This window comes from Streptomyces sp. NPDC030814 (assembly GCF_055572155.1).
Genome location: NZ_JBVIDX010000013.1, coordinates 84,100 through 101,930, shown reverse-complemented (window position 1 = coordinate 101,930; position 17,831 = coordinate 84,100). Strand labels below are relative to the sequence as shown.

Genomic DNA, 17,831 nt, shown 5'->3' with positions numbered 1-17,831 from the left:
CACTATGGATCGTCGTTAGCACTCATCGAGTGAGAGTGCCAGGAGGAAGACCAGTGCCGACGTACCAGTACCAGTGCACCGAATGCGGTGAGGGCCTCGAAGCGGTGCAGAAGTTCACCGACGACGCCCTGACCGAGTGCCCCAGCTGCAACGGCCGCCTCAAGAAGGTGTTCTCCGCGGTCGGCATCGTCTTCAAGGGCTCCGGCTTCTACCGCAACGACAGCCGCGGCTCGTCGTCGAGCAGCAGCCCGGCGTCGTCGAAGTCGTCGTCCTCCTCGGACTCGAAGGCCGCGTCCTCGACGTCGTCGTCCGACTCGAAGTCGTCGTCCTCGGGTACCTCCTCGACCAGCAGCAGCTCCGCCGCGTAGGCCTCCCGCAGCGTTTCCTTCCGGGCCCTGCCGTCGTACACCGACGGCAGGGTCTTCGGCGTCCCGCCGCCCGGTTAGGGTGCGGGCATGGCGAACAAGGAGCAGTTGGGTTACGCGGTGGCCACGTCGACGGGAGCGTCGCCGGCCGGCCCGGCAGAGATCGGCGTCATCGGGGGTTCGGGGTTCTACTCCTTCCTCGACGACGTGACCGAGATACAGGTGGACACCCCCTACGGGCCGCCGAGCGACTCGCTCTTCCTCGGCGAGATCGCCGGCCGCCGGGTCGCTTTCCTCCCGCGCCACGGTCGCGGCCACCATCTGCCGCCGCACCGCATCAACTACCGCGCCAACCTGTGGGCGCTGCGCTCGGTGGGGGCGCGCCAGATACTCGGCCCGTGCGCGGTGGGCGGGCTGCGCCCCGAGTACGGCCCCGGCACGCTTCTCGTGCCGGACCAGCTGGTGGACCGTACGAAGTCCCGGGAGCAGACCTACTTCGACGGCCTGCCCCGGCCCGACGGCACCATTCCCAACGTCGTCCATGTCTCGCTCGCCGACCCGTACTGCCCCGCGGGCCGCAAGGCCGCCCTCGAAGCCGCCCGCGGCCGTGACTGGGAGCCGGTGGACGGCGGCACCCTCGTCGTCGTGGAGGGCCCCCGCTTCTCCACCCGCGCCGAGTCCCTCTGGCACCAGGCCCAGGGCTGGTCCGTCGTCGGCATGACCGGCCACCCCGAGGCGATCCTCGCCCGTGAGCTCGAGCTCTGCTACACCTCCCTCACCCTCGTCACCGACCTCGACGCCGGCGCGGAGACCGGCGAGGGCGTCTCCCACGAGGAGGTCCTCGAGGTCTTCGCCGCGAACATCGACCGCCTCCGCGGCGTCCTCTTCGACACGATCACCGCACTGCCGTCCACCGACAGCCGCGACTGCCTGTGCACGAAGGCGCTGGGCGGGATGGATCCGGGGTTCGAGCTGCCGTGATCGGCGTGACTGGGGGCTGGGGCTGGCGGCTGGGGGCTGGGGCTGGGGCTGGGGGCTGAGGGTGAGGGTCGGGACGGCCGGGTGACGGGCTGACGAGGACTCGACGGGCGTCCCGGGATGGCCGGGGCGGGCGAGGCAGGCGGTGCCGCCGGGGCGCCGGGGCGGCGGGGCGGCCGGGGTTGCCCGGGGCCGCCGGGGGTTGCCGGGGCGGCGGAGCGCCTCGTTCGGGTGGTGGGGTTTTCCACAGTCGGTGGATGATCCACAGGCCGCAGCGGGCGCCGCCGCGAAGCCTCATCGTGGGACCGCAAGCCGATCTCACACACAGGTGGTGACCCCATGGCCCGTCCCTCGTCCCCGCACTCGCCCGGCTCCGCGCCCATGTCGACGAGCTCGTCCCCGCCCCCGTCGGCGGTCTCGACCGCGTCCCTGTCCACGGTCTCGCCCCCAGCCGGGGCCGCGGCCTCGTCGGCGGCCGGGCCTGCGGGCTCCTTGCCGTCGGTGACCTCGTTCTCACGAGCATCCGGATCCGCGTCCGCCCGCCTGCCCTCCTGGGCCGCCGGACCGCCCGGCACGGACGCGCCTCCCACCTGCGACGTCCCGCACTTCGCCCCACTGCGGGTGCGGGGCGGTGCACAGCGGTTGCGGCGCCTCGCCCGATGCCGGCGGCGAGCCGTGGCGGCCGGTCTGGCGGTGACCGCCGCCGCCCTGCTGGCCACGGGAGCGGGACCGAGGGAGGCGGAACGGGTCAGGGGGCACCCCGTCGCCGACCCCGTCCCCGAGCGGCGGTCCACCACCGCGACGGTGACCGCCCCGGTACGCATCGCCGACGGCGCGACGGTACGGCTGCTGCGCCCCGGCGACCGCGTCGATGTGATCGCGGCGGAGGAGTCCGCCACCCGTGGCGGCAGCGCGAGGGTGGTCGCGCGAGGCGCCCGCGTCGTCAGGGTGCCCACGGCGAGCGTCATGGAGAGCGGCGCCCTGGTCGTCCTGTCCGTGCCCCGCTCCACGGCGGCCCGCCTGGCCGGCGCGGGCGCCACGTCCCGGTTGGCGGTGACGCTGTGGTGAGCCTCCTGGCCCCGGCCCGCGCGTCAAGCCCCTCGTTGGCGGGACCCGATGGGACGGCCGGAGCGAGCCCTGTCGTAGGTTGCGGAGTCGTTTGTTCCACAACCAGCGCAGAGAGGCCCCGTGGTGAGCGAGAAGAAGGAGCCGAGCGTCTGGGAGGGCTTCAAGGCCTTCCTGATGCGGGGGAACGTCGTCGACCTGGCCGTCGCCGTGGTCATCGGCGCCGCCTTCACGAACATCGTCAACTCCGTGGTGAAGGGCGTCATCAATCCCCTGGTGGGGGCGTTCGGCACGAAGAACCTCGACAACTACACCAGCTGCCTGAAGGAGCCATGCGAGGTGGCCGCGGACGGCACGGTGACGAAGGGCATCCAGATCGCCTGGGGTTCGGTCCTCGGCGCCACGCTGACCTTCGTCGTCACCGCGACCGTCGTCTACTTCCTGATGGTCCTGCCCATGGCCAAGTACCTGGCCCGCCAGGAGGCCCGTCGGAAGGCGAAGGAGGGCGCCCACGAGGTGATCGAGGTGACGGAGCTGGAGGTCCTCAAGGAGATCCGCGACGCCCTGGTGGCACAGCGCGGCTCGGGCCACGACCGCGAGTAGACACCCGCACGGCGCAGGTCCGGCGATGTCAGAGGTGGTGGGGCGGCTTCTCGTCAAGGAAACGCCTGAGGTCGGCCGCGCTGTCGCCGCCGTCGCCGGGCCGCTCGCCCCAGCCGTCGTCCGTGTCGTCGGACGAGGGCCGGCTCAGCGGGTCGTCGAAGACCAGCGCGGCCTTGGGGTCACGCGGTTCGGGGGCAGGAGCGCTACTCATGCCTCCAGAGTACGGGCCCCGGCACGAACGGCCTTCGGGCCCGGCCCGGCCATGGAACTCCCCTCCGACCCAGGCCGCACGGACATCCCTCCCGAGCCGTCCCCGTCCCGCACCCCCTACCCCCCCGGCCGCCCATCCCCGCACCCCTCCACGCGCCCGCCGAGCCGGTCGGCGGACCCCTCCGCGCACTGCCCCGACCCGTACGCGCACTCATGAACACCTGAGCGAGAATTACCCGGGGTTTTCTGGTGTGCTTGGCGCCATGACGTCCAGTTCCACGCCCTCGACGCCCCCGGCGCGGGACCCCGGGCCGGTCCCTGCGTCGGCCAGGGCTTCCGTGTCCCCCTCCGGTGCCGGCCGGCCACCGTTGCGCCGGCTCGTGGCCCGGGGGCGGGGGGAGGCGCACCGCGTCGCGTCACCGCTCGAGCTCTTCTTCGACCTGTGCTTCGTCGTCGCCGTCGCCCAGGCGGGCGGCCAACTGGTGCACGCCGTCGCCGAGGCGCACGTGGCCGAGGGCATCGTCAACTACGCGATGGTCTTCTTCGCGATCTGGTGGGCCTGGATGAACTTCACCTGGTTCGCCTCGGCGTACGACAACGACGACGTGCTCTACCGGATCGTGACCCTGGTTCAGATATTCGGTGTGCTGGTGCTCGCCGCCGGGATCACCCGGGCTTTCGAGGACCACGAATTCCTGCTGGTCTGGCTCGGTTACGCGATCATGCGGCTGGCGATGACCGCGCAGTGGCTGCGGGTCGCCCGGTCGGCGGAGGGCGCCGAACGGGTCATGGCGCTGCGGTACGCGGTCGGCGTGGCGCTGTGCCAGGTCGGCTGGCTGGGCCTGCTGATCCTGCCGGAGCCGGCCAGACCGTGGCTGTTCTTGGGAATGGCGATCGTGGAACTGTGCGTCCCGGTGCTCGCGGAGAAGGACTTCGCCACGTCCTGGCATCCGCATCACATCGCCGAGCGGTACGGCCTGTTCACCATCATCGTGCTCGGCGAGACCATCCTGGCGGCCACGGTCGCCGTGAAGTCGGCCGCGGACGAGAACGACGCGCTGGGTGAGTTGCTGCCGATCGCGACCGGCGGGCTGTTGATCGTGTTCTCCGCGTGGTGGATCTACTTCACCGTGCCGATCCACGATCATCTGCGCTCCAACAGGGAGAGCTTCCTGTGGGGTTACGGCCACTACCTGATCTTCGCGTCGGCGGCCGCGATCGGCGCCGGACTGGAGGTCGCGGTGGAGGAGGCGGTGCACAAGGCGCACATCTCGACGCTGGCCGCGTCCGCCGCGGTGACCCTGCCGACGGCCCTGTACCTCCTCTCCGTGTGGGCACTGCACGCCCGGCACTACAAGGTGGGCACGGCGCAGCAGGCCGTGTTGCCGCTGTCCGCGCTGACGGTGGTGCTGTGCACCTTCCTGGGTCACTGGGCGGTCCTGGCGGCGGGCGTCCTGACAGCAGGGACGGTGGCGGTCGGAGTCACGCTCACCGCACGCGCGGCCGGGAGGAAGGGGGCGAAGACGGTCCCACTCGGTCACCGGTGAAGGCACCGAAGCCACCGTCCGGCGTTCTCGCACAACCCCGCCTGCAAAGAAGGACACGCATGACATCCGAGATCCCCGGTGCCCCCGAACCCCCCGGCACTCCCGAGATACCCGGCGCCCCCCAGGCCGCCGAGATCGCCGACGCCCCCCACTCCCCCCGGCGTCTCGAACCGGTGGACGCCCTGACCGACGTGCTCGGGCTGCGGGTCGGGCACGCCACCCGGACCGGCGGCGGTTGGCTGACCGGCACCACCGTCGTCCTGGCGCCGGAGGGCGGTGCGGTCGCGGCCGTGGACGTGCGCGGCGGCGGGCCCGGAACCAAGGAGACGGACGCGCTCGACCCGCGGAACCTGGTGCAGAAGGTGGAGGCGGTGGTGCTGACCGGCGGCAGCGCTTACGGGCTGGACTCCGCGTCGGGCGTGATGGCCTGGCTGGAGGAGCGCCGACGGGGGGTACGGGTCGGCCCCGATCCGGCGCATGTCGTGCCGGTCGTGCCCGCGGCCTGCGTCTTCGACCTGGGCCGGGGCGGCGACTTCCGGGCCAGACCGGACGCGGCCACCGGCAGGGCCGCGGTCGAGGCGGCGGCCGCGAGCGGGCTGGGCGCGCCGGTGGAGGAGGGCTGCGTGGGCGCCGGGACCGGGGCGACGGCCGGGGTGCTGAAGGGCGGGCTGGGCACCGCGAGCACCGTGCTCGGCTCGGGGACCACGGTGGCCGCGCTGGTGGTGGCCAACGCCGCCGGGTCGGTGATGGATCCGGAGACCGGGGTGTTGTACGGAGAGTTGTTCCAGGGGCGGGCGGCGTATCCGGCGGCAGAGGTCCACGAGGTCGCGCGTCGCAGGATCGCCGAGGCCACCGTGAAGAGCCCGCCTCCCCCGATGAACACCACGTTGGCGGTCGTCGCGACCGACGCCGATCTGACCCGCGCCCAGGCCCAGAAGCTCGCCGGCACGGCCCACGACGGCATCGCCCGCGCCGTGCGGCCCGTGCATCTGCTGAACGACGGCGACACGGTGTTCACTCTGGCCACAGGCGCCCGTCCGCTCGCCCCGAGCTCCGGTCCGCTCGCGCTGAACGAACTCCTCGCGGCGAGCGCCGACTTGGTGACGCGGGCGATCGTACGAGCGGTACGGGCCGCCGAGTCGGTGCACGGGCCGGGCGGGGCATGGCCGTCGTACGGGGAGTTGTACGGGAACGCCCACGGAGGCTCGTGACCCGCTCCCCCGCTCCGCGCGTACGGCTGGGGGCCGCCGGTCATCGGCGCAGCGGGAGCTGCGGGCCGTCCACGCCGGGGTGTTGCCGGGTTTCCTGTTCAAGGGAGGGGCGGGTGGGGGGGGGAGGGGGGAGGGGCCGGGTCGGAGTCCCACCGCGGACTCGGCGCGGTTGTCGTTCGCGACGTCACAGGCGTACCGGGACGAGGTGTTGGAGGGGGCGCCGGGGTCCCGGGGAGGCGATTGTCCCGGTTCTGTCACGTGATGCCGTATGGGGCGGAAGTCGGGAACCCGCTCGGCCGCCGGTCGCTCTTTCTCCACGTACGGGAGCGGATGACGTAGATCACGTGGACGCGTAGAAGGTGGAGCAGATCGTGACGAGGCCGAAGATTGCTGTGCGGCGTGTGATGGGGGCCTGTGCCGTGCTGGTGGCCGGCGCGCTGACCCTGACCGGCTGTGGCGGGGACGCCCAGGCCGACAACAAGGGCGGTGGGGACAACAAGACGTCGGTCAAGGACTCGGCGGCGCGGATCACGATCTCGGCGAAGGACGGCTCGACGGGCGCGTCGATCAACTCGACCGGTGTGAAGGTCAGCGGCGGCAAGCTGACCGAGGTGAAGATGACCGCGACGGAGGCCGGCACCGAGGTTCCGGGCGAGATCGCGGCGGACGGGCGTTCGTGGAAGCCGAAGGGGCAGCTGGAGCGGGGGACGAAGTACCAGATCTCCGTGACGGCGAAGAACGCGGCGGGGAAGACGTCGGCCGCCAACTCCATCTTCACGACGGTCTCGACCGCCAACAGCTTCATCGGGACGTACACGCCGGACAACGGCACCACGGTCGGCGTGGGCATGCCGGTGTCGTTCACCTTCGACAAGGCGATATCCGACAAGAAGGCCGTGCAGTCGCACATCAAGGTCACGTCCAGCAGCGGGCAGGAGGTCGTCGGGCACTGGTTCGGGGCGCAGCGGCTCGACTTCCGGCCCGAGGAGTACTGGAAGACCGGGTCCAAGGTCACGATGAAGATCGACCTGGACGGCGTCGAGGGGGCGAACGGGCTGTACGGGGTGCAGGACAAGACGGTGACCTTCACCGTCGGGCGCTCGCAGGTTTCCACGGTCGACGTCGGCAGCCAGACGATGAAGGTCGTACGGGACGGCAAGGCGATCAAGACGGTGCCGATCTCGGCGGGCAGCGCCCAGAACCCGACGTACAACGGGCAGATGGTGATCTCGGAGAAGTTCAAGCAGACCCGGATGAACGGCTCGACGGTCGGCTTCGGCGGGGAGTACGACATCCCGGACGTGCCGCACGCGATGCGGCTGACGTCGTCGGGCACCTTCCTCCACGGCAACTACTGGTACAACCGGGGCAACCCGCCCTTCGGCCGGCAGGGCACCAGCCACGGCTGCGTCGGCCTGGCGGACGTCCAGGGGGCGAACGGTGACACGATCGCCAAGTGGTTCTTCGACAACTCGCTCACCGGTGACGTGGTGATCGTCAAGAACTCCCCCGACGACACGGTCGCGCCGGACAACGGTCTCAACGGCTGGAACCTGTCCTGGAGTGACTGGAAGGCGGGAAGCGCCCTCTGACCCAGGGGCACTGGGCATCCGTCAGGGAGTTCGCCGGGCCGCGCGGGAACACACCGCGCGGCCCCGTCGTTTCACGAACGTACGTTTTCTCGGTTCCCGGACATGATGTCCGACCGAGGGGCTACGGTATGCACCCACAAGGTGACATGCAGCAACGCCGGGAGAAACCTTGAGCGTTCCGTACGAGACGACAGCGTACGAACCAGCCGAGTCGCCCGAGTCTCCGGAGGAGCACCTCGAGCGGCTCCTCGGTCGCGCCCTGAACTCCTTCGAGCTGCCCGACGAGACGATCCGGCATCTCGACGGCGCCCTCGCACACGACAGCTCACTGCACTCCGCGCACTACAGTTCGGGGCTGCACCGGGCGACGTACCGGCACACATGGCTGCTCGCCGACGGCTCCGCGGTCACCCTGTGGGAGCTGGTGCACAACACGGCTCCCGGCAGTGACACCCAGCACGAGCTGTACACGGACGACGAGGAGTTGCGGGCCGCCACCGCGCGGCTGCCGCTGCCCCCGGACGCCCCTGATTTCGAGCTGCCGGCGATGGTGGAGCTGACGGCGTTCCCCGAACCGCGCCACGCGTACACACCGGACGACTCCGCGGACCACGCCCGACGCCTGCTGCGGCGGGCGGAGAACCCGGATCCTCCCGGCGACGAGATCGCCACCCTGCTGCTGCGGACCGCGTTCGCGCACGAGATCACCCAGGCCTTCGGCCGCCCGAACCGGCCCCGCCGGGGCAGTCGGCCCGGGCTGAGCTTCTCGCTCTACGAGCATGCGTTCCTGCTCACGGACGGGCAGGAGATCTCCCTGTGGGAGGTCGAGCACACGGCCACCCCGGACGGTCGCCATATGTGCGAGGTCTATACGACGGAGGACGCGGCCCGGGACGCGATGGAGCGCCGGGCGGGGTTACTCGGCTAGGGCGTGCGGGCGGCACGGGCCATGACAGCTCGGACCCGCCGCTCAGGCCAGGCGGTCATCACTGAACTGACGGGCCAGGAACGCGAAGGCGTCCTGCTCGGCCGGAGTCAGCTCCACATGCTCGACGTGCGGGCCCTTGCGGCGCTGGTGGGGCAGGCCGCGAAGGTGCCCACCACGGCGCCGGGCCAACTCCATGAAGCGGGCGCGATGCGCCTCGCCGTCCCGGCGCAGAACGCGGACCAGCACGGCGACCCAGATGACCGCCGCGACGGCGAGGGTGGCCACGCCCACCAACTGGAGGACCGACACGTGCTCAGGCATGCCGTCCAGTAGACACCACCAGAGGGGACTTTGAGCCCGGATCGTGACGTATCTCGCAGGTACGGCGTACAAGTCACACGGGTCGTAAAGGCTCCCAAAGGGGGCGCAAGGGGCTCACTGTGAAAACGCGGTCGGCCGCAGCCCCCGTGAGAGGACTGCGGCCGACGTACCGTCACGGGGCTCAGGCCGCGACCGGCTCCTTCGTCTGCGCCCCGGTGGCGGGAGCGGCCTCCGCGGCCGTTCCCGGCTGCGTCTTGCGCATGCCCTTCAGGATGATGACCAGGCCGGCCGTGACCGCCGTACCGACCGCGATGGCCAGCAGGTACAGGAACGGCTTGCCGATCAGGAAGGTGACCCAGATACCTCCGTGGGGGGCCCGCAGGGTCGAGCCGAAGGCCATGGTCAGCGCGCCGGTGACCGCGCCGCCCGCCATGGAGGCGGGGATCACGCGCAGCGGGTCGGCCGCCGCGAACGGAATCGCGCCCTCGGAGATGAAGGACGCGCCGAGCACCCAGGCCGCCTTGCCGTTCTCCCGTTCGGCAGTGGTGAACAGCCTCTTGCGGATGGTGGTGGCGAGGGCCATGCCCAGCGGCGGGACCATTCCGGCGGCCATGACGGCTGCCATGATCTTCATCGCGGAGTCGCTGGGCGCCGCGACCGAGATACCGGCCGTCGCGAAGGTGTAGGCCACCTTGTTGACCGGGCCGCCGAGGTCGAAGCACATCATCAGGCCGAGCAGGACGCCGAGGAGGATGGCGTTGGTGCCGGAGAGGCCGTTCAGCCAGTCGGTCAGGCCCTTCTGTGCCTCGGAGATCGGCTTGCCGATCACGACGAACATCAGGAACCCGACCACCACCGTGGACACCAGCGGGATCACCACCACCGGCATGATGCCGCGCAGTACCGGCGGGATGTCGATCCGCTGGATGGCGAGGACCACACCACCGGCGATCAGACCGGCGACGAGACCGCCGAGGAAGCCCGCGCCGATCGTCACGGAGATCGCACCGCCGACGAAGCCGGGCACGAGTCCGGGCCGGTCGGCCATGCCGTAGGCGATGTAACCGGCGAGGACCGGGACGAGGAAGCCGAAGGCGGCGGCGCCGATCTGGAACAGCAGCGCGCCCCAGCTGTCGACCTGGCCCCAGTCGAAGTGCTCGGTGACCGACTTGGCCTCGTTGATCTGGTAGCCGCCGATCGCGAAACCGAGGGCGATCAGCAGACCGCCCGCCGCGACGAACGGAACCATGTAGCTCACGCCCGTCATCAGCCACTTGCGCAGCTTGGTGCCGTAGCCCTCGCCGGGCTCGCCCGCGCGCTCCACGGGGGTGCCAGGGCGGGCGGCGGCCGTGACCTCGCCGCGCTCGGCCTTGCCGCGGACCTCGGCGATCAGTTCGGCGGGGCGGTTGATGGCGGCCTTCACACCGGTGTCCACGGTGGGCTTCCCGGCGAAACGGTCCTTCTCCCGTACGGGGACGTCATGGGCGAAGATCACGCCATCGGCGGCGGCGATGACCGCCGGGTCGAGCCGGCTGAAACCGGCCGAGCCCTGCGTCTCGACGACGATCTCGACACCGTCGGCGTCCCGGCCCGCGTTCTCCAGCGACTCGGCGGCCATATAGGTGTGCGCGATGCCGGTGGGGCAGGAGGTGACGGCGACGATCCGGAAGGGGCGGCCGACGGGCTCGTCCTTCGCCTCGGGTACCGCGACGTCGGCCCCGGATTCGGCCGCTTCCGCCTTAGTGGTCGCGGTCGTCGTCTTAGTCGTCGGGGTCGTGGTCGGGGTCGCGGTCGTGGTCGCCGGCGCAGTGGCGCTGCCCGCGGCGGCGTCGGGGGAGGCCGTTCCGCCCGACGCCGCCGCGGAGTCATCGGTGCCCTCGGTCGCCGCGTCGCCCCGGATGAGAGCGGCGGCGCGGGCCGCGTCGTCCACCGCGCGGAGGGCGGCGGTGAACTCGGCGTTCATCAGCTGACGGGCGAGAGAGGAGAGGATCGTGAGGTGGGCGTCGTCCGCGCCCGCCGGGGCGGCGATCAGGAAGATCAGGTCGGCGGGGCCGTCGGCGGCACCGAAGTCGATGCCTGCGGCGCTGCGCCCGAAGGCCAGGGTCGGCTCGGTGACATGCTCACTGCGGCAGTGGGGGATGCCGATACCGCCGTCCAGACCGGTCGGCATCTGGGCCTCGCGGGCGGCCACGTCGGCGAGGAAGCCGTCCAGGTCGGTGACCCGGCCCTTCGCCACCATGCGCTCGGCGAGGGCACGCGCCGCCGCTTCCTTCGTCTCGGCGGACAGGTCGAGGTCGACCAGATCCGCGGTGATCATCTCGCTCATCGCGGGCTCCTTCGCACGCGTATCGCCCGGGGGGTGAAGTGGGCGGGGGTGGGGACGGAAGTGTGGGGGGCGCCGGCCGCGGGGGCCGAGGGGAAGGACCGGCCGGGGCCGACGGAGCCGGGGAGACTGCGCCTTCCCGGGGAGAGGGGAAGTAATGCAAAAGGAAGGTTCGTTCGCTGAGCCCGGACGATGCGGGCAACGGGCGCAAGCGCGGGGTGGGCCGCGGGGGAGGCGTCAAAGCGCGGGGAGGCACTAAAACGAGGGTTCGTTCGCGTACAGCCACCGGGACGTGCGGGCGCTGACCGCCCCACCCCGGAGCAACCGCCAAAACGAAGGTTCGTTCGCGGACCCTCCCCGCCTGCCGCACCGACCGCGTCCACGCCCGCCACCACCTCTCCGCAGCCAAAGCGAACGTTCGCTCGCCGTTGCCCGTTCATGACACCGGCTCCTTGAGAACCCGGTCGACCGGTACCTCCGCCGTCACGGTTACCGCGGACGGGTCGAGGTCGGCCGGGGTCGGCATGACGCTGCCGGGAAGCTGTACGGCGGCGGCGCCGTGGGCGACGGCGGAGGCGAGTGCGTCGGGGCCGTTGCCGCCTGCGATGAGGAAGCCGGCGAGGGACGAGTCGCCGGCGCCGACGTTGCTGCGGACGACGTCGACGCGGGCGCTGCCGAACCAGGCGCCGGAGGCGTTCACGAGGACCTGTCCGTCGGCGCCCAGACTGGCCAGGACCGCGCCCGCACCCATCTCTCGCAGCTCCTCCGCGGCCTTGACGGCATCGCCGACGGTGGCGAGGGGGCGGCCCACGGCTTCGGCGAGTTCCTCGGCGTTGGGCTTGACCACATCGGGGCGCTCACGGAGCGCGGCCAGCAGGGCCGGCCCGGAGGTGTCCAGCGCTATCCGGGCGCCCGCGGCATGCGCACGGGCCACGAGCGCGGCGTACCAGGAGGGGGCGAGGCCGCGCGGGAGGCTGCCGCAGCAGGCGATCCAGGAGGCGTGGACGGACTGGGCGCGCACGGTCTCCAGGAGGAGTTCCTCCTCGGCGGCGGAGAGTTCGGGCCCCGGTGCGTTGATCTTCGTCAGGACACCGTCCGCCTCGGCGAGGGCGATGTTGGAGCGGGTCGCCCCGGCCACCGGGACCCGCGCGACCTCGATGCCCTGCGTGTCGAGCAGGTCCGCGACCAGCGCGCCGGGTGCGCCGCCCAGCGGCAGTACGGCCACGGTGCGCTGTCCGGCGGCGGCGACCGCCCGGGAGACGTTGACGCCCTTGCCGCCCGGGTCCATGCGTTCGCCGGTGGCCCGGATGACCTCGCCGCGGTCGAGGGAGGGGACCTCGTAGGTGCGGTCGAGGGACGGGTTGGGGGTGACGGTGAGGATCATGCGCGGTTCTCCCTGCCGGAGGTCCGGCCCGCGGCGGCGCCGTTGACGGCCCCCGCGCCCGTGCCCTTGCTCGTGCCCTTGTCCGTGCCCTTGCCGGTGCTCTCGCTGGCGCCCGGGACTCGTAGCACTTCGGTGCCGTTGCGTTCGATGGCGTGGGCGTCCTCGGGACTCAGGCCGTTGTCGGTGATCAGCAGGTCGACGTCGCTCAGGGCGCCGAAGCGGGCGAAGTGCTCCTGGCCGTATTTGGAGGAGTCGGCGAGCAGCACCACACGGCGGGCGGCGGCGATGGCGGCCCGCTTCACCGCGGCCTCGGCGAGGTCGGGGGTGGTCAGACCACGGTCGACGGAGAACCCGTTGGCCGCCACGAAGAGCACGTCGGCGCGGATCTCGCCGTAGGCGCGGAGCGCCCAGGCGTCCACGGCGGCGCGTGTGCGGTGGCGGACCCGGCCGCCGACCAGATGGAGCTGGATGCCAGGGTGGTCGGCCAGGCGGGCCGCGATCGGCAGGCTGTGGGTGACCGCGGTGAGTGTGGCCTCCAGCGGGATGGCGGCTGCGAGGCGCGCGACGGTCGTACCGGCGTCGAGGACGACGGTGCCGTCGGCCGGCAGCTCGGCGAGGGCGGCCTGTGCGATGCGGTCCTTCTCGTCGGCGGCCGTGCCCTCGCGTTCGGCGAGGTCGGGCTCGAAGTCCAGTCGTCCCACGGGGATCGCGCCGCCGTGCACCCGCTGGACGAGGCCGGCGCGGTCCAGGGCCTTCAGGTCGCGCCGGATGGTCTCGGCCGTGACCTGGAACTCCTCCGCCAGCGACACCACGTCCACCCGGCCGCCGTCGCGGGCGAGCCGGAGGATCTCCTGCTGCCGCTCCGGTGCGTACATGTCCGTTCGCCTCCGACTGATGCCCGTTTTTGTGGGTTCGCTCGGAGGCTACGCCCGCATTTCCAAAAAGTAAACAGGTTCGGGCATGGATCGGACACAAACGGGGCCGCCCGGGGGGCGTCCTATGGGCCGGTGGGCCTGCCGTCAGTGGGCCGGTCGGCGGGCACAGGACGACGGCCCGGCACCCTCGGGTGCCGGGCCGGTCATCGCCGTCATCGGTCAGTGGGCCAACTGCGGTTCGCGCTCCGCCTCCTCGGTCCCGTTCCCGTCGGCCTCGGGGACCTCCAGGTCCCCGGTCACGGGGCGTCCGGGCATCGCGAACATCAGCAGGAAGATCGCGAAGAGCACCGCGGCCACCCAGCCGAGGGCGTGTTCGAAGGCGTCGACGAAGGCGGGGCCGATCTCAGTGGGGAGGAGGGGGTCGTCCATGGCGCCGAAGAAGACCACGGCCACCAGCCCGAGGCCGAGCGCGTTGCCCATCTGCTGCACCGTGCTGATCAGCCCGGACGCGGAGCCGGCGTGCTCACGCGGCACCCCGGAGAGGATCGCGTCGGTCAGCGGGGCGACGATGAGCCCCATGCCCGCGCCCATCACGATCAGCGGGAGCGCCATCTGCCACGGGGTGATGGCGAGGCCGTACCGCTCGGACTCCCACAGGTAGAGCAGCACACCGGCCGCCATCAGCAGCGCACCCGCCTGGAGGACCTTGCGGCCGAAGCGCGGGACGAGCTTCTGGACCGACAGCCCGGCCGCGACCGAGACGGAGACGGAGAACGGGACGCCGGTGAGGCCGGCCTTCAGGACGCTCCAGCCGAGGCCGGTCTGGAGATAGAGGGTCCACACGAGGAAGAACACTCCGAGGGCGATACCGAACACGGTCTGCACGGCGATACCGGCCGCGAAGCTCTTCACCCTGAACAGCGACAGTTCGATCAGCGGGGAGCCGTCGCGCGCCGTCTTGCGCCGCTCGTACGCCACCAGTGCCGCGAACACCGCCAGGGAGCCCGCCATCAGGGCGTACCCCCACAGCGGCCAGTCCAGCTCATGGCCGCGGGTGAGCGGGTAGAGCAGCATCAGCAGCCCGCCGGTGACGAGGGCGACGCCCACGAGGTCCAGCTTGAGGGCGTGCGGGGCCTTGGACTCGGTGATGAACCGGCGGCCCAGGACGAGGCCGGCGACACCGACCGGGAGGTTGATCAGGAAGATCGCCCGCCATTCGAGGCCGAGCGGGTTCCACTCGATGAGCAGGGCGCCGAGCAGCGGGCCGGAGACCGCGCCGAGACCGGCGATCGCGCCGAACAGGCCGAACACCTTGCCTCGTTCATGTGCCGGGAAGGTGGCATGGACGATCGACAGCACCTGCGGCACCATCAGCGCGGCCGTCGCGCCCTGCGCGATCCGTGCGGCGACGAGCATCTCCGGGTTCGCGGCGAGGCCGCACAGTGCGGAGGTGACGGTGAAGCCGCCGATGCCCAGGAGGAAGATCCGCCGACGGCCGTGGATGTCGCCGAGCCGGCCGCCGGTGACGAGTCCGGCGGCGAAGGCGAGGGCGTAGCCGGCGGTGATCCACTGGATCTGGCTGACCGTGGCCGCCTCACCGCGCTCGATGGAGGGAATCGCGATGTTGACGATCGTGACGTCCACGAGGTCCATGAAGGCGGCGGTCATGACGATGGCGAGGGCGATCCACCGCCTGCGGTCGGCGCCCTCGGCAGACGCGTCGAGCGCCGTACGGTTGTCGCGCCCCTTCAGGGCGTTCGTGGTTGAGGTCATGTCCCGAAGGTAGGACCCCAGTAGGTCAGATCGTGTCCTAGTCGTGCGGCATCCTCGGACTCATGACTACGGACACCCCGGCGCGGCTCCTTCAGCTTCTCTCCCTGCTCCAGACGCCCCGTGAGTGGCCCGGCGGCGAGCTGGCCGACCGGCTGGGGGTGTCGCGGCGGACGGTTCGGCGGGACATCGACCGGCTGCGGGAGCTGGGGTATCCGGTGCAGGCCACCATGGGGGCGGACGGCGGTTACCGCCTGGTGGCCGGGAAGGCCATGCCCCCGCTGGTGCTCGACGACGAGGAGGCCGTGGCGATCGCGGTGGGACTGCGGGCCGGGGCCGGGCACGCCGTGGAGGGCGTGGACGAGGCCTCCGTACGGGCGCTGGCCAAGCTGGAGCAGGTACTGCCCTCGCGGCTGCGGCACCGGGTGTCCACGCTCCAGGCCGCCACCACTCCCCTGACCAGCGGTGACGGCGCGACGGTGGCGCCCGAGACGCTGACCGTGATGGCGTCGGCCGTGGCGGGCCACGAGCGGCTCCGCTTCGCCTACCGTTCCGGCGACGGCACGGATTCGCGGCGCCACTGCGAGCCGTACCGGCTGGTCTCGACCGGCCGCCGCTGGTACCTGGTCGCCTACGACCTCGACCGCGCCGACTGGCGCACCTTCCGCGTCGACCGGGTCGAGGAGCCCTTCGCCACCGGCGCCCGGTTCGCGCCGCGCGAGCTGCCGACGGGGAACGCGGCGGAGTATCTGAAGCAGTCGATGCGCCGTCGGCATGAGTACACGTTCGAAGTCACGTTCGCCGCGCCTGTGGAGGTCGTCGCGGCCCGGCTGCCGGCCTGGATCGGCAGGCCCGACCCCGTCGACGAGCACAGCTGCCGGTTGCGGGCCTCGGCCGGGGACTCGGTGGAGTGGCTCGCGGTACGCCTCGCCGTGCTGGGCTGCGAGTTCACCGTGCATGAGCCGCCGGAACTGGTCGGGTACGTCCAGGAGTTGGGCGCGCGGCTGACAAGGGCGGCGGGCGGCGCGAAGGACTGAGGGTTGCAGGCTGAGGGTTGCAGGCTGAGGGCTGCACCTGGCCTTGAGGAGCCCGGGACGGATGAAAAGGAGCCGGGCTCCGGCGCCGGGGGGGGGAGGCGCCGAAGCCCGGCTCTGGGGAGTCCCGGCACTGGGGGGAGAGCGTCGGGACTCTGCTTCAGTTGGCTTCGGTGGTGCGGTGACCGCGACCTCGCCGGGCTGGTCGTGTGGCTGGGGGCGGGCTCGGTGCGCGGGCAGGACGACGGTCGGTCGGCGGGACGACGGTCGGTCGGCGGGTACGGACGACTGCACTGGCTGCGGTGCGGCACCCCCGGCTCCCCCGGAACATCTGACTCCGGGTCCCGGGCCGTTCGGCTCCGGGCCCGGTGGAGACGTGGGCTCGCAAGTCTTGTGCCCCGGGATCGGGGAGTTGAAGCGACACAGTACGGCCAAGGTGTGGCCGATGGCCGACGTACGACGGTACGCCGGGGCACCGGCCGCACGGCGGGCCGGACGAGCGCCGGGTCGTCGAACCCCGGCCGACTCGGGCCGCCGACTCGGGCCGCCGACTCGGGCTGGGGCGCGGCGGCCGGTCAGGCCGCCGCGTCGAATCCGGTGTCGCGGGCGAGCTTCTTCAGTTCGAGCAGCGCGTGCTTCTCGATCTGGCGGATCCGCTCACGGGTGAGTCCGTGCTCCTTGCCGACCTCGGTGAGCGTGCGCTCGCGGCCGTCCTCGATGCCGTACCGCATCTTGATGATGGAGGCCGTGCGCTGGTCGAGCCGCCCGATGAGGCTGTCGAGCTCCTCGCTGCGCAGCAGGGTCAGCACGGACTGCTCGGGCGACACGGCGGAGGTGTCCTCCAGCAGGTCCCCGAACTGGGTCTCGCCCTCGTCGTCCACCGACATGTTCAGCGAGACCGGGTCGCGGGCCCAGTCGAGGACGTCGCTGACGCGCTCCGGGGTGGAGCCCAGCTCGGCGGCGATCTCCTGGGGCTCGGGGTCGCGCCCGTGCTCCCGGTTGAACTCGCGCTGCACTCGGCGGACCCTGCCCAGCTCCTCGACGAGGTGGACGGGCAGCCGGATGGTGCGCGACTGGTCCGCTATGGAGCGGGTGATGGCCTGACGGATCCACCAGGTGGCGTACGTCGAGAACTTGAAGCCCTTGCGGTAGTCGAACTTCTCGACCGCGCGGACCAGGCCCGCGTTGCCCTCCTGGATGAGGTCGAGCAGGGGCAGACCGCTGCGCGGGTACCGCCGGGCGACGGCCACGACGAGTCGGAGGTTCGACCGTATGAAGATGTCCTTGGCCCGCTCGCTGTCGGCCACGAGTGCCTCGAGCTCCTCACGGGTCGCGTCCGCCTTCGCCTCCTCCTCACCGTCGAGGATCTGCTGCGCGAACACACCCGCCTCGATGATCTGGGACAGCTCGACTTCCTTGGCGGCGTCGAGCAGCGGTGTACGCGCGATCTCGTCGAGGTACATGCCGACCAGGTCGCGGTCGGCGATCTCGCCGCCAGAGGCGCGAACGCTGCTTGCCGCGTCGCTCCCGCCGGTGGCGGACGAACGACGAGCGGCGACGGCACGGGTTGCCATGCGTGCTCCCTTGCGATGGTGGGCTGGCAGGGTCGTGTCTGGTCCTACGTG

General features: G+C 71.7%; 15 protein-coding genes and 1 pseudogene. 9 read left to right on the top strand and 7 right to left on the bottom strand.

Going from position 1 to position 17,831, the window contains the following annotated elements:
• Positions 1–53 precede the first annotated feature (53 nt).
• The 4 genes from ACZ43N_RS26205 (at position 54) to mscL (ending at position 3,011) form a co-directional block, all read left to right on the top strand.
• Entirely contained in the window at positions 54–368 is a 315-nt protein-coding gene (locus ACZ43N_RS26205; RefSeq protein WP_468100831.1) for an FmdB family zinc ribbon protein, read from the top strand.
• An 87-nt stretch (positions 369–455) separates the two neighbouring features.
• Positions 456–1,346 (top strand): S-methyl-5'-thioadenosine phosphorylase, encoded by an 891-nt coding sequence (locus ACZ43N_RS26200; RefSeq protein WP_468100830.1) that lies wholly within the window; start codon positions 456–458, stop codon positions 1,344–1,346.
• Positions 1,347–1,844: 498 nt separating this feature from the next.
• Positions 1,845–2,411 carry a hypothetical protein gene (locus ACZ43N_RS26195; protein ID WP_468100973.1) on the top strand — a complete coding sequence of 189 codons (567 nt, stop codon included), beginning with the start codon at positions 1,845–1,847 and terminating at the stop codon, positions 2,409–2,411.
• Positions 2,412–2,534: 123 nt separating this feature from the next.
• The gene (gene mscL, locus ACZ43N_RS26190; protein WP_468100828.1) at positions 2,535–3,011 is read left to right on the top strand and encodes a large conductance mechanosensitive channel protein MscL; all 477 of its coding nucleotides are present in this window, start codon (positions 2,535–2,537) and stop codon (positions 3,009–3,011) included.
• A gap of 28 nt (positions 3,012–3,039) precedes the next feature.
• Here mscL and ACZ43N_RS26185 read toward each other — a convergent pair whose 3' ends face one another.
• Positions 3,040–3,222, bottom strand: a complete 183-nt coding sequence (locus ACZ43N_RS26185; RefSeq protein ID WP_468100827.1) for a hypothetical protein — start codon at positions 3,220–3,222, stop codon at positions 3,040–3,042.
• A gap of 262 nt (positions 3,223–3,484) precedes the next feature.
• Here ACZ43N_RS26185 and ACZ43N_RS26180 point away from each other — a divergent pair, with 262 nt between their 5' ends.
• The 4 genes from ACZ43N_RS26180 to ACZ43N_RS26165 all read left to right on the top strand — a co-directional run bounded on the left by ACZ43N_RS26180 (position 3,485) and on the right by ACZ43N_RS26165 (position 8,499).
• Positions 3,485–4,768, top strand: a complete 1,284-nt coding sequence (locus tag ACZ43N_RS26180; protein WP_468100825.1) for a low temperature requirement protein A — start codon at positions 3,485–3,487, stop codon at positions 4,766–4,768.
• A gap of 59 nt (positions 4,769–4,827) precedes the next feature.
• Positions 4,828–5,979, top strand: coding sequence for a P1 family peptidase (locus tag ACZ43N_RS26175; RefSeq protein WP_468100824.1), 1,152 nt, complete (start codon positions 4,828–4,830; stop codon positions 5,977–5,979).
• A 371-nt stretch (positions 5,980–6,350) separates the two neighbouring features.
• Entirely contained in the window at positions 6,351–7,571 is a 1,221-nt protein-coding gene (locus ACZ43N_RS26170) for a L,D-transpeptidase (RefSeq protein WP_468100822.1), read from the top strand.
• A gap of 169 nt (positions 7,572–7,740) precedes the next feature.
• A complete protein-coding gene (locus ACZ43N_RS26165) occupies positions 7,741–8,499 on the top strand; it encodes a DUF6227 family protein (protein ID WP_468100821.1) in 759 nt (252 codons plus the stop codon).
• Between the two features lie 42 nt (positions 8,500–8,541).
• Here the strand turns inward: ACZ43N_RS26165 and ACZ43N_RS26160 are convergent, their stop codons facing one another.
• From ACZ43N_RS26160 to ACZ43N_RS26140, 5 genes and pseudogenes are all read right to left on the bottom strand, one after another.
• A complete protein-coding gene (locus tag ACZ43N_RS26160; RefSeq protein ID WP_468100820.1) occupies positions 8,542–8,820 on the bottom strand; it encodes a hypothetical protein in 279 nt (92 codons plus the stop codon).
• A 181-nt stretch (positions 8,821–9,001) separates the two neighbouring features.
• Entirely contained in the window at positions 9,002–11,146 is a 2,145-nt protein-coding gene (locus tag ACZ43N_RS26155; protein WP_468100819.1) for a PTS fructose transporter subunit IIABC, read from the bottom strand.
• A 433-nt stretch (positions 11,147–11,579) separates the two neighbouring features.
• Entirely contained in the window at positions 11,580–12,527 is a 948-nt protein-coding gene (gene pfkB / locus ACZ43N_RS26150; RefSeq protein WP_468100817.1) for a 1-phosphofructokinase, read from the bottom strand.
• A gap of 119 nt (positions 12,528–12,646) precedes the next feature.
• Positions 12,647–13,402, bottom strand: a pseudogene (locus ACZ43N_RS26145) (DeoR/GlpR family DNA-binding transcription regulator); the annotation flags it as partial.
• 219 nt (positions 13,403–13,621) lie between these two features.
• Positions 13,622–15,175 carry an MFS transporter gene (locus tag ACZ43N_RS26140; RefSeq protein ID WP_468100815.1) on the bottom strand — a complete coding sequence of 518 codons (1,554 nt, stop codon included), beginning with the start codon at positions 15,173–15,175 and terminating at the stop codon, positions 13,622–13,624.
• 62 nt (positions 15,176–15,237) lie between these two features.
• On the opposite strand from ACZ43N_RS26140, the gene ACZ43N_RS26135 reads away from it, so the two are divergent.
• Positions 15,238–16,209, top strand: a complete 972-nt coding sequence (locus ACZ43N_RS26135; RefSeq protein WP_468100814.1) for a helix-turn-helix transcriptional regulator — start codon at positions 15,238–15,240, stop codon at positions 16,207–16,209.
• Between the two features lie 572 nt (positions 16,210–16,781).
• On the opposite strand, the gene ACZ43N_RS26130 is transcribed toward ACZ43N_RS26135, so the two are convergent.
• On the bottom strand, positions 16,782–17,780 hold the full coding sequence (locus ACZ43N_RS26130) for a sigma-70 family RNA polymerase sigma factor (RefSeq protein ID WP_468100813.1): 999 nt from the start codon (positions 17,778–17,780) through the stop codon (positions 16,782–16,784).
• Between the last annotated feature and the right edge of the window lie 51 nt (positions 17,781–17,831).

What these genes read in the sequence shown, in the direction of transcription:
- ACZ43N_RS26200 (WP_468100830.1), top strand. Translation starts at nt 456, where the DNA reads ATGGCGAACAAGGAGCAGTTGGGTTACGCGGTGGCCACGTCGACGGGA.
- ACZ43N_RS26185 (WP_468100827.1), bottom strand. Translation starts at nt 3,222, where the DNA reads ATGAGTAGCGCTCCTGCCCCCGAACCGCGTGACCCCAAGGCCGCGCTG.
- ACZ43N_RS26180 (WP_468100825.1), top strand. Translation starts at nt 3,485, where the DNA reads ATGACGTCCAGTTCCACGCCCTCGACGCCCCCGGCGCGGGACCCCGGG.
- ACZ43N_RS26175 (WP_468100824.1), top strand. Translation starts at nt 4,828, where the DNA reads ATGACATCCGAGATCCCCGGTGCCCCCGAACCCCCCGGCACTCCCGAG.
- ACZ43N_RS26160 (WP_468100820.1), bottom strand. Translation starts at nt 8,820, where the DNA reads ATGCCTGAGCACGTGTCGGTCCTCCAGTTGGTGGGCGTGGCCACCCTC.
- ACZ43N_RS26155 (WP_468100819.1), bottom strand. Translation starts at nt 11,146, where the DNA reads ATGAGCGAGATGATCACCGCGGATCTGGTCGACCTCGACCTGTCCGCC.
- pfkB (WP_468100817.1), bottom strand. Translation starts at nt 12,527, where the DNA reads ATGATCCTCACCGTCACCCCCAACCCGTCCCTCGACCGCACCTACGAG.
- ACZ43N_RS26140 (WP_468100815.1), bottom strand. Translation starts at nt 15,175, where the DNA reads ATGACCTCAACCACGAACGCCCTGAAGGGGCGCGACAACCGTACGGCG.
- ACZ43N_RS26135 (WP_468100814.1), top strand. Translation starts at nt 15,238, where the DNA reads ATGACTACGGACACCCCGGCGCGGCTCCTTCAGCTTCTCTCCCTGCTC.
- ACZ43N_RS26130 (WP_468100813.1), bottom strand. Translation starts at nt 17,780, where the DNA reads ATGGCAACCCGTGCCGTCGCCGCTCGTCGTTCGTCCGCCACCGGCGGG.